Raw genomic sequence first — 11110 nt, forward strand, 5'->3', positions numbered from 1 at the left:
TGGGGAGCATCTCGCGGGTCGTTGGCGCCGCTCGGCGGCGGCCGCAGGCTTGGCTTCGGCGATCTGCACGGTTCGGCATGTGGACCGCCGCAAGGAACCAGCCGACGCGCTACAAGCCGCGCCGCAGCCACTCGCGGCACAGCCGCACGTGCGGGCCGCGATCGTCGCCGGGCAGGGAGATCAGCGAGATCGCGCGCGTCACGCGCGGCTTGTCCAGGCGCAGCGCGACCAGCTCGGGATCGTGCAGGTGCAGGGTGTAGAGGCTCGGCAGGATGGCGACCGCCAGGCCGTTGCGCGCGAGCGCATAGAGCGGCTCGGTGTATTCCATCCGGTAGGCCAGCTCCAGCGGCAGCTTCTGCGCGCCGCCGGTGCGGGCCAGCGCGTCGATCACGCTGCCGCGCACGAAGCCGCCCAGCTCACGATCGGCCAGCCGCGCCCAGGGCACCGACTTGCGGCGCGCCAGCGGATCGTCGCGACGCAGCACGGCCACCAGTTCGTCCTCGAACAGGTCCTCGTAGCGCAGCGTCTCGTCGCTGTCCTCGGGCTCGTGCACGCCGATGCCGAGATCGGCCGAGCCGTCGCGCACGGCGGCCGTCAGCGCCGGGTTCGGGCTGTCGGTCAGCGCGAAGCGCAGCTCGGGATGGCGCGAGCGCAAGGCCTTGAGCGCGGGCAGCAGGCGCCCCGCCACGGAAGGAATGAAGGAGATGCGCACGGTCTTGGTGCGCTCGCTGAAGGTGCGCGCCATGTCGTCGAAGCTGCCGCGCGCCTGGTTCAGCAGGCGCTCGGCCAGCGGCAGGATGCTCGCGCCGGCGGCCGTCAGCGTGAGCCCCTGCGAGGAACGCGCGAACAGCGGGCCGCCGAGCAGGAACTCGATCTGCCGGATCGCGGCGGTCAGCGCCGGCTGCGTCAGCGACAGCGACTGCGCAGCCTGCGTGAAGCTGCGCGCATGCGCGAGCACCACGAAGTACTGCACCTGGCGCAGGGTCAGCGCGGGCAGCAGCGGAGAACGGTTGGACGGCATCGTCGGGAAAGCGCGGCAGGCCGGCGGTTGAACGGGATGGGCCGCAGTATAGGCGGGATGGGCGGCGCCAAATAATTCAGACAGGATGAAGACGAACATGGCAGCAAGCAAGGGCCCGCGGGCAGCGGCGCCGGACAACTGGCTCGAACGGCGCTTCGCGCTGCGCGAGCGCCGCAGCAGCGTGCGCACCGAGGTGCTGGCGGGCCTCACCTCCTTCCTGGCGGCGGCCTACCTGCTGGTGGTGATCCCCTCGCTGCTGGCCAGCGGCGGCATGGATCGCGGCGCCGCCACCACCGCCACCATCATCGTGTTCGTGCTGGCCAGCGTGCTGATGGGGCTGTATGCGAACCTGCCGTTCCTGGTCGGGCCCGGCATCGGCGGCTCGGTGATCGTCGGCGTCACCCTGGCCGGCGCGGAGCACGTGCCCTGGCAGACCGGGCTCGGCATCGCCTGCGTATCGGGGCTGCTGTTCCTGGCGCTGACCCTGGCCGGCGCGCGCAGCCTGGTGATGCGGCTGGTGCCGGCACAGATCAAGCTCGGCCTGGGCGCCTCGATCGGCCTGTTCATCGCCGTGCTGGGCTTTCGCAACGCGGGCATGGTGATCGTCAACGCCAAGACCAATACCCTCGCGCTCGGCGATTTCACGCGCCCCGGCACCTGCGTGGCCCTGATCGGCCTGGCCGCCGCGGTGGTCCTGCAGGGCCGCAAGGTGCCCGGCGCGATCCTGTGGGCGATCCTGATCGCGGCGGCGGCCGGCGTGCCGCTCGGCGTGACCCACCTGCCGGCGGCCTGGCTCTCCTGGCCGCACTCGATCGCCCCGGTGGCGTTCCAGCTCGACCTGCCCGGCGCGCTCACGCTCGCTTCGCTGCCCTACCTGTTCGCCTTCTTCGCGGCCGAGTTCTTCTCGACGCTCGGCACCACCCTGGCGGTGGGCGCCAAGGCGAACCTGCTCGACGAACACGCCAACCTGCCCAACATCAATCGCCCGTTCCTGGTCGACTCGATCGCCGCCACCCTGGGTCCGCTGCTCGGCATTCCGGCGCTGACGGCGCTGGTCGAGTCGGCGGCCGGGGTCGAGGCCGGCGGGCGCAGCGGGCTGTCCTCGCTGGCGGCCGCCGCGATGTTCGCGCTGATGCTGCTGTTCGTGCCGGTCGCGCTGATGGTCACCAAGGAGGCCACCGCGCCGGCGCTGATCCTGATCGGCCTGTCGATGTTCGGCACCATCCGCCAGACCCGCTTCGACGACTTCACCGACGCGCTGCCGGTGCTGTCGATGGTGCTGCTCACGCTGATGGCCAACAGCTTCGGCACCGGTATCGCCGGCGGGCTGCTCTGCTACGTGCTGGTCAAGCTGCTGGCCGGGCGTTTTCGCGAGGTGCCGGTGGGGCTGGTGCTGCTGGCGGTCCCGCTCGGCTACTACTTCTGGACCGTCGTGAAGCCGCATTGAGAGCTGCGGGTTCACGACCTTCATCACCCGCTGTTGCTGCAGGATCCAGGCAATACCGATAACGAGAAACGAGATTCCCATGAACGAGACACCCGGCAACGTGCCGGCCGCGCGCACCGGCATCGTCCTGACGCCGGCCCATCGCGCCTTCTTCCGCGCCCTGCCCAAGGTCGAGCTGCACTGCCACCTGCTGGGCGCGGTGCGGCGCGAGACCTTCATCGAGCTGGCCGAGCGCACCCGCGCGCCGATCGAGCGCGCCGAGATCGAGGCCTTCTACACGCGCGGCGAGAAGCCGGTGGGCGTGCTGCGCGTGCTGCGCGCGCTCGACCAGCACCTGCTCACGCGAGCCGACGACCTGCGCCGCCTCGCCTACGAATACCTGGAGGACGCGGCCGCGCACAACGTGCGCCACAGCGAGTTCTTCTGGAATCCGACCGGCACGGTGCGCGTGTCGGGCATCGCCTATGCCGACGCGCAGGCCGCGATCGTCACCGCGATCCGCGACGCCGCGCGCGATTTTCGCATCAGCGCCAGGCTGATCCCGAGCATCGACCGCGAGGCCGATCCCGACGAGGCGGTGCAGATGGTGGACTGGATGAAGGCCTGCCGCGCCGAGGAAGTGGCCGGGATCGGCATCGACTACCGCGAGAACGACCGGCCGCCCGAGCTGTTCTGGAAGGCCTATCGCGAGGCGCGCGAAGCCGGCTTCCGGACCACGGCGCATGCCGGCGAGTTCGGCATGCCCTGGCGCAACGTCGAGACCGCGCTCGAGCTGCTGCGGGTGGACCGGCTCGACCACGGCTACACGATCGTCGACAACCCGGCGCTGGCCGAGCGCCATGCGGCGCGCGGCACGGTGTTCACGGTGGTGCCCACCAATTCCTACTACCTGCGCACGCTGGCGCCCGAGCAGTGGGCCGAGCAGCACCCGATCCGCCGGATGCCCGGGCTCGGATTGAAGATCCACCCGAATACCGACGACCCGACCTTGCACAAGGTCAACCCGAGCGAGGCCTGGGAGCTGATGCACAGCCATTTCGGCTTCGGCATCGAGGCCTTGCGCGAATTCATGCTTAATGGGATCGACGGCGCCTGGGTGGACGAGGCGACGCGGCAGGCCTGGCGCGCCGATTGGGGCCCGGAGTTCGACCGGCTCGCGGCCACGCTGGCGACGGCCTGAAGCCGAGGCCGCTGACGGCCGCCGCCGCGCCGCGCTACTGAGGATTCAGCGCCATTGCGCCTCGGGCTCGGCGAGGCGCAGCAGATGCTCGCGCAGGTCGCGCGGCCAGGCCTCGATCCGATCGCGAAAGCCCGGCATGTCGCTGGCGAACAGCGCGCGCGAGGCTTCCTCGAAGCCGGGCAGATCGCCGGCCAGCGCCGACATGAAGTGGTAGGCACGCTCGTTGGCGAGGCGCCGGCGATCGCGCTCGCCATGTTCGCGCCGCGCCTCGTCGACCAGCTTGCGCAAGGCCACCGACGCGCCGCCCGGCTGGGCGGCCAGCCAGTCCCAATGCCTCGGCAGCAAGGTGACCTCGCGCGCCACCACGCCGAGCCGCGGACGTCCGCGCCCACGCGGTGCGTTGCCGGCCTCGCCGGTGTCAGCCGCCTCGGGCTGTCCCGGCGGCGGCTCCACCCCGGCGCTCCCTTCGAGCTGCTTGTCCACCGCGGCGAAACGCGCGCGGATTTCCTCGTCGCTGCCGCGCAGATCGACGTCGATCGAGCGGCCGGTCGCGTTGTCGAACAGCAGCACCGGGCCCGGCGCCGGCGCCCGCGTCGCGTGCCGGATCGCCACCGCTACCGTGGCGAGATCCCCGGAGACGAGATGGGTCACGCCATCGAAGCCGGTATAGCGTGGAAGAAAGACTGGATCGGACATGGCGTCTACATCGAGGCCTGGTTGCCAGGCAGGGTGATCGGATTAGCGCAGAATATTACCCGGACAAAAATAAGGCCGTCAATCCGCAAGGGATGACGGCCTGCCTGCCAGATCTCAAACAGCCGACGGCGACGCTTCGGGCACCGGCCCGGCATGCGGCACGTTCTGCTCGATCCAGGCGCGCGTCTCGCGCAGCATCTCGTCGGACAGCGCCGGATCGTCGGACAGGCGCGCCAGGATCACCGCGCCCACCATGGCCGCCCAACTGCCGATCGCGGCGCGTCGTGCCAGCGTTTCGTCGGCGCTCTCGATACTAGCCGCGAAGCGCGCTACCTGCCGACCGAGCCCGCCGCCCAGCGCGCCACGCACCTCGGGCGCCTGGCGCGAGGCCTCGGCGCCGAGCGCCGCCAGCGGGCAGCCGGCGGCCGGATGGTCGCGGTGGTCGGGCGTCAGGTAGGTAGCGGCGTACTCCAGCACGTTCAGCCCGCGCAGGTCCTCGCTGCCCTTCACCACCTCGGCCAGGGTCTGCGCGATCAGGTCTTCCTTCGACTTGAAGTAGCCGTAGAAACCGCCGTGCGTCAGCCCGGCCGCGCTCATCACCTCGGCCACCGTCACCGCATCGAAACCGCGCTCGCGGAACAGCCGGCTGGCCGCCGCGAGGATCTGCCGCCGATTCTCGGCGACCTGCTCCCGACTCACTCTCATACGCACCTCCCATCCAATGCTTGACATGATACATGATCGACATCATGATTAAAAACATGACGGCCATCATGAATAAATCGATGCCGGTCTTACCCCCATTTCCTTCCTGGAGAAACAGCATGTCGAAGCTTCCCGCAGTGCTCGTCACCGGTGCCTCCACCGGCATTGGCGCCGTGTATGCCGACCGGTTCGCGAAACGCGGCCACGACCTGGTGCTGGTCGCGCGCAATCTCTCGCGCCTGACCGAGGTCGCGAACCGCCTGCGCGCCGAATACGGCGTGAACGTCGAGATCCTCAACGCCGACCTGACCAAGCCCGAGGACCTGCGCCGCGTCGAGGCGCGCCTGGCCGACGACGCCAGGATCGGCGTGCTGGTCAACAACGCCGGCACCACCATCCCGGGCGGCTTCGTGCAGCAGACGCCCGACGCGGTCGAAACCCTGATCACGCTGAACACCACCGCCCCGGCGCGGCTGGCCGCGGCCGTCGCGCCGCGTTTCGCGCGCGAGGGCCAGGGCGCGATCGTCAACATCAGCTCGGTGGTCGGCTTCGCGCCGGAACTGGGCCTGACCGTGTATGGCGCGACCAAGGCCTTCCTGACCTACCTGTCGCATGGCTTGCGGCTCGAGCTCGAACCGAAGGGCGTGTATGTGCAGGCGGTGCTGCCGGCGGCCACGCGCACCGAGATCTGGGATCACGCCGGGACCGACGTGAACTCGCTGCAGGCGGTGATGGAAGTGGACGAGCTGGTGGACGCGGCGCTGGCGGGCTACGACTTGCGCGAGGCGGTGACCATCCCGACCCTGCACGACGATGGCCAGTGGCGCAATTACGAAGGCGCGCGCCAGGCGATCCTGCCGAACATCTCGCAGGTGCACGCCGCGCCGCGCTACAAGCAGGTCGCGTAAGGCCGAGGGAAACCGGGCGAGAAGAACGAAACGGCGCGCGAGAACCGCGCGCCGCCATGAAGCGGGAAATCCGGGTAGCGGAAATCCCGGTCGACGGGCGCCTCAGGCGCCCGTTGCCTTTCTGGCCCTGGCCAGCACGCCGAGGTTGCCCTCGCCGAAACCATGATGGCCGCTGCGCTGGACGATCTCGAAGAAGATCTCGCCGGGCCGGCGCTTGACGAAGGTTTGTAGGAACAGGCTGGGCACGCCGTCGACGATCTCGCCGTCGACCAGGATGCCGCGCTTGCGCAGCGCCGCCACGTCGAGCCCGTGGCCCGGCAGGCGCGTATCGATCGAGTCGTAATAAGCGGCCGGCGGCTCGACGAAGCTCACGCCGTTGGCGACCAGCGCATCCACCGAGGCGAGGATGTCGTCGGTGGCCAGCGCGATGTGCTGCACGCCCTCGCCCGGATGATCGGGCAGGTAGTCGTGCATCAGTTGGGTGCGCCGCGTGCCTTCCTCGTAGAGCGGAATGCGCACCTCGCCGCCGGGCGACACCATCACGCGCGATTCCTCCGACACATGCCAGTTCGCGTTGATCTCGTGGATCTCGCGGAAATGCAGCAGGTCGCGATAGAAATCGAGCCATTCCTGCATGCGCCCCGCGCCGACCGTCTGGGTCAGGTGATCGACCTGGACCAGCCCCGTGCCGGCGTACTGCAGGTCGGCCTGGGCGGTGGCCGGGTCGATCGGCCGGAAATCGATGTCGAAGATCGAGATGTCGCCGACGCCGCCCGACAGGCCGCCGCGGCCGCGCCAGCGATCGACGAAATAGATGTGCGAGTCGCCGATGCCCTGGATCGCCGGGATCGCCAGCTCGCCCTGGCCGATCCGCTCGCCCTCGAAGGCCCAGGCGCCGAGCTCGAGCGCGCGGTCGAAGGCGCGCTGCGCGCTGTCGACGCGGATCCCGATCGCGCAGATCCCCATGCCGTATTCGCCGGCGTAGCGCGAGGCGAAGGAATCGGGCTCGGCGTTGAGCAGGAAGTGCATCTGTCCTTGCCGGTACAGCGTGACGGCCTTGCTGACGTGCCGCGCGATCGCCTTGAAACCCAGTTGCTCGAAGCAGTGCGCGAGCGCGTCGGGCGCGCTCGCCGCGAACTCGATGAATTCGAGCCCCGCCATGCCGAGCGGGTTCGCGTCCGACGGGACGGGGCGCGCCGAGGCCGTCGACGCGGGAAAGTGGCTGGACATCCGTGGTCTCCAGGAACAGACAGTGTTGCGGGGCTGCGTGGCGCGACGGCTGGTTCCGTCGCAGCCGCGATTTTAACCAGATAGTTCATTACTGCCCAAACATTCGCGGCAATCGGGCCGCGCCTCGCGCAACCGCCAGTCTGCGATGTACCGGCGTCGCTCGGCAATCGGGCGCATCCAGCAGCATCGGCGGCCCGCTCTCTCGCGCCTAGTGCTAACCCGGAAAACGATCGATCATCGCACGGATTTGAACGATAATCGCGCGCCGGCGTTCGCCACGCATTGTCGCGAGCACGCCGCGCCCCTATGCTGCGAGCATTTTCGTCGCGACGACAGTCAGGCGCGACGCGATGCAGCCGGCCAGGCCCGCGGCCGGCCCCGGGACGACAGGAGACAGCCAATGACCCCCGCTTTTGATTCACTCGATCAGGCCGGCGCGCGCCGCGCCCGCAACCAGGCGCGCAAGGCGGCGCTGGGCAGTTTCGTCGGCGCCGTCGTCGACTGGTACGACTTCCTGCTCTACGGCATCGTCGCCGCCCTGGTGTTCAACGCGGCCTTCTTCCCCAAGGTCAGCCCGACCATGGGCACGCTGGCCGCGTTCGCGACCTTCGGCGTGGGCTTCCTGTTCCGCCCGCTCGGCGGCGTGGTGTTCGGCCACTACGGCGACCGGCTCGGCCGCAAGCGCATGCTGGTGCTGACGGTGATGATGATGGGCATCTCGACCGTGGCGATCGGCCTGCTGCCGACCTTCGAGACCATCGGCTGGTGGGCGCCGGTGCTGCTGGTGGTGCTGCGCGCGCTGCAGGGCTTCGCGGTGGGCGGCGAATGGGGCGGCGCGGCGCTGATGGCGGTGGAAAGCGCGCCGGCGAAGAAGAAGGCCTTCTACAGCAGCGGCGTGCAGGTCGGCTACGGCGTGGGCCTGGTGCTGGCCACCGGCCTGGTCTCGCTGCTCAACCACACGCTCGGCGAGCAGGCGTTCCGCGCCTGGGCCTGGCGCATCCCGTTCCTGATGAGCGTGGTGCTGGTGCTGATCGGGCTGTGGGTGCGCGCCAGCATGGAGGAGTCGCAGGAATTCGTCGAGAAGGTCGAGCAGGGCCATCGCAAGCTGAAGATGCCGGTGATCGAGGCCCTCACGCGCCACCCGAAGGCCTTCCTCTATATCGTCGCGCTGCGCCTGGCCGAGCTGTTCACGATGTACATCGTCACCGCCTTCGCGCTCAGCTACTCGACCGCCAATCTCGGCATGTCGCGCGAGCTGTTCCTCAACATCGGCCTGCTGGTGGGCGCGATCAGCTGCGTGACGATCCCCTGCTTCGCCTGGCTGGCCGACCGCTTCGGCCTGCGTCGCGTCTACATCACCGGCGCGCTGATCGGGCTGGCCTCGGCGGTGCCCTTCTTCGTCGCGCTCGAGGCGCGCGCCACGGTGTGGATCGTGATCTTCGCGGTGATGCTGGCCAATATCGCGCACGACATGGTGGTGAGCGTGCAGCAGCCGCTCTTCACCGAGCTGTTCGGCGCCGAGTACCGCTACAGCGGCGCGGGCGTCGGCTACCAGTTCGCCAGCGTGGTGGGCGGCGGCTTCACGCCCTTCATCGCGGTGGCGCTGGTCAGCGTCGGCGGCGGCTCCTGGCACCTGGTGGCCGGCTACCTGGCCGCCGGCTGCCTGATCTCGGTGATCGTCGCGGCGCGCATGCGCCCGGCCTGAAGCACGCCTGAAGCGAGCCTGCATGCCGCCTGAAACGCGCGCGCCCGCCACGGCGGCCCGGCCTCGCACCGGCCGCCGTGCCTCTCCCGGACCCGGCCCATGAAGAAAGCCCCTCTCGACAAACGCGACTGGATCGCCGGCCTGGAAAAAGGCCTGATGATCCTGGAGGCGTTCGACAGCGAGCACGCGCGCATGACGCCCACCCAGGCGGCCGCGCGCACCGGCCTCACGCGCACCGCCGCGCGACGCTACCTGCTCACGCTCGAGTCGCTCGGCTACGTGCAGACCGACGGGCGGCTCTACGGCCTCACGCCGCGGGTGCTGCGGGTGGGCTGGTCCTACTTCGACTCGGCGCGGCTGCCGCGCATGGTGCAGCCCTACCTGCAGCAACTGAGCGCGACGCTCAACGAATCGGCCTATGTCAGCGTGCTCGACGACTGGGAGCTGGTGGTGATCGCGCGCAACGGCGTGTCGCGCGTGATGAGCACCGGCTTCGTGCTCGGCGCGCGCGTGCCGGCGCCGCTGGCCTCGGCCGGCGTGGTGCTGCTCGCGCACCGGCACGATCCGGACGAGGTGGCGGCCTGGCTCGCGACCACCGAGCTGCCGCCCTACACGCCGCACACGCTGACCAACAAGACGCGGCTGCGGCAGAAGATCGAGCAGGCCCGCGACGACGGCTACGCGGTAATCGAGCAGCAGTTGCAGGTGGGCGTGCGCGGCGTGGCGGTGCCGCTGCGCAACCGCCAGGGCGAGGTGGTGGCCGCGCTCAGCACCAACATGCCGATCGGCGGCGAGACGGCCGAGGCCGCCCTCGCACGCGTGCTGCCCTCGCTGCAGGAAACCGCGCTGGCGATGCTCAACGTGCTGTGAGGCCGGCGCGATAACACCCCGCGCTCGCGTGGTTCGAGGCCCGCGGCAGGCGCCGCGCGCCGTGCCGGAGCAGGCCGCCCCCGCCTCGCGCGCCGCCCGCCGGCGCGCCTCAGGCCAGACCGTCGTGATTGCCGTTGTTGTTGCCGGTGATCATGTTGAGCGCGTTGTTCGCGTCGTTGACATGGTCGTTCGCCTTGCCGAGCGCCTTCGCGCCGCCCAGGATCGGGTCGAGCACGCGATCGGCGCTGGCCGCGGCACTGGCGCCCTCCGCCGCCATCGCGCCGATCTCCAGCTCGGGCGCCGCCTCCGGCGCCACCACCATGGCCGCGTCGGTGGCGGCGGCACCCAGCGCGTTGCCGAACTCCTTGAAGGCGCCCTTGATGTCGCCATGCACCAGCTTGTCGACCCCGCCCACGGTATCGGTCACCGGCTCGACCACCTTGCCCATGATCCCGCCCACCGTGTTCTCGACCTTGTCGAACAGCTTCGCGCCGCGCGTCGAGCCGCGATAGAGCGTGTCGGCGCCGAACGTGTCGGTGAACTTCTGCTCTTCCTGCGCATTGACCTTGCCCTTGCCGTAGTTGCCGACCTGGCTGCCGAGCATCTGCGCGTCCTGGTCGCTGAAGCTGTTCGGCACCTGGCCGGCCTGCTCCTCGCCCTTCAACTGCACCATGTCGTCGACCATCGCGTTGCCGTCGCCCTTCTGCGCATCCTGCTGGAATTTGGCGGCGAGTTCGGGATCGGCTTCCTGCATGTGCTGGATGGCCGTCTGCGAGGCCTGCTGGGTGACCGCCTGGCCGGCCTGGATGATGTTCTCGGGGCCGGCCTTGGCGGTCTTGTCCTTGGCGCCCTTGATGATCGCGCCCAGCGGCGTGAAGCTCTCCAGCCCCTTGACGATGGCGTGCTCGACGCGCGTCTGGCCCTTGCCGATGTAGTTGCCGCCGAGCGCCTGCTCGGCCTGGTTGCGCACGTCCTTGTTGATCTTGCCGCCGCCGTTCTGGTTCGCCAGGCCCTGCGCGCCCTGCACCTCCTTGATCGCCTGGTCCTTGCTGATCGCGCCTTCCTTGTAGGCCTGCAGCTCGTCCTTGACGAGTTCGTTGCCGTTGCCGCTCTGGGCGTCCTTCATGGTCTTCGCGTAGAGCGTCGGATCCTTCTGCTGGGTCTGCGCCATCGCGCTTTCGAGCTCGGAGTTGGTGCTGTTCACGCTGCTGTTGCCGGTGCTGCCGGTGCCGCCCGAGCTGGCGGCGCTGCCCGAGCCGCCGGGACTGGCCGAGCCGCCGGCGGCGCCGGCAAGCGGCGCTCCCGAGGCAGCCGGCGCGGCGTTGCCCGCGGCCGGCATGCCGGCCGG

Annotated in this window: 10 protein-coding genes; 5 read left to right on the top strand and 5 right to left on the bottom strand. The window is 69.9% G+C overall.

Annotation, left to right across the window (positions count from 1 at the left end; genetic code table 11):
- Nucleotides 1-109: 109 nt before the first annotated feature.
- Nucleotides 110-1021 (bottom strand): LysR family transcriptional regulator, encoded by a 912-nt coding sequence (locus F3J18_RS16055; protein WP_025101227.1) that lies wholly within the window; start codon nucleotides 1019-1021, stop codon nucleotides 110-112.
- A 97-nt stretch (nucleotides 1022-1118) separates the two neighbouring features.
- Between F3J18_RS16055 and F3J18_RS16060 the strand changes: the two genes are divergently transcribed.
- Both F3J18_RS16060 and add read left to right on the top strand, forming a co-directional pair.
- A complete protein-coding gene (locus F3J18_RS16060) occupies nucleotides 1119-2468 on the top strand; it encodes an NCS2 family permease (RefSeq protein ID WP_166913314.1) in 1350 nt (449 codons plus the stop codon).
- Nucleotides 2469-2547: 79 nt separating this feature from the next.
- Nucleotides 2548-3648: an adenosine deaminase gene (gene add / locus F3J18_RS16065; protein ID WP_166913315.1), complete on the top strand. Its 1101-nt coding sequence runs from the start codon at nucleotides 2548-2550 to the stop codon at nucleotides 3646-3648.
- 45 nt (nucleotides 3649-3693) lie between these two features.
- On the opposite strand, the gene F3J18_RS16070 is transcribed toward add, so the two are convergent.
- Both F3J18_RS16070 and F3J18_RS16075 read right to left on the bottom strand, forming a co-directional pair.
- On the bottom strand, nucleotides 3694-4344 hold the full coding sequence (locus tag F3J18_RS16070) for a DUF2239 family protein (RefSeq protein WP_166913316.1): 651 nt from the start codon (nucleotides 4342-4344) through the stop codon (nucleotides 3694-3696).
- A gap of 114 nt (nucleotides 4345-4458) precedes the next feature.
- Nucleotides 4459-5049 (bottom strand): TetR/AcrR family transcriptional regulator, encoded by a 591-nt coding sequence (locus F3J18_RS16075; protein WP_025101231.1) that lies wholly within the window; start codon nucleotides 5047-5049, stop codon nucleotides 4459-4461.
- Nucleotides 5050-5168: 119 nt separating this feature from the next.
- On the opposite strand from F3J18_RS16075, the gene F3J18_RS16080 reads away from it, so the two are divergent.
- Nucleotides 5169-5957, top strand: coding sequence for an SDR family oxidoreductase (locus F3J18_RS16080; RefSeq protein ID WP_166913317.1), 789 nt, complete (start codon nucleotides 5169-5171; stop codon nucleotides 5955-5957).
- A gap of 102 nt (nucleotides 5958-6059) precedes the next feature.
- On the opposite strand, the gene F3J18_RS16085 is transcribed toward F3J18_RS16080, so the two are convergent.
- The gene (locus tag F3J18_RS16085; RefSeq protein ID WP_025101233.1) at nucleotides 6060-7187 is read right to left on the bottom strand and encodes a VOC family protein; all 1128 of its coding nucleotides are present in this window, start codon (nucleotides 7185-7187) and stop codon (nucleotides 6060-6062) included.
- A gap of 400 nt (nucleotides 7188-7587) precedes the next feature.
- Between F3J18_RS16085 and shiA the strand changes: the two genes are divergently transcribed.
- Entirely contained in the window at nucleotides 7588-8892 is a 1305-nt protein-coding gene (gene shiA, locus F3J18_RS16090) for a shikimate transporter (protein ID WP_025101234.1), read from the top strand.
- A 99-nt stretch (nucleotides 8893-8991) separates the two neighbouring features.
- On the top strand, nucleotides 8992-9762 hold the full coding sequence (locus tag F3J18_RS16095) for an IclR family transcriptional regulator C-terminal domain-containing protein (protein ID WP_036056322.1): 771 nt from the start codon (nucleotides 8992-8994) through the stop codon (nucleotides 9760-9762).
- Nucleotides 9763-9871: 109 nt separating this feature from the next.
- On the opposite strand, the gene F3J18_RS16100 is transcribed toward F3J18_RS16095, so the two are convergent.
- A partial coding sequence (locus F3J18_RS16100; RefSeq protein ID WP_166913318.1) for a hypothetical protein occupies nucleotides 9872-11110 on the bottom strand: 1239 nt, incomplete at its 5' end.

The organism is Burkholderia sp. Ax-1720 (assembly GCF_011753035.1).
GTDB classification, from domain to species: domain Bacteria; phylum Pseudomonadota; class Gammaproteobacteria; order Burkholderiales; family Burkholderiaceae; genus Burkholderia; species Burkholderia gladioli.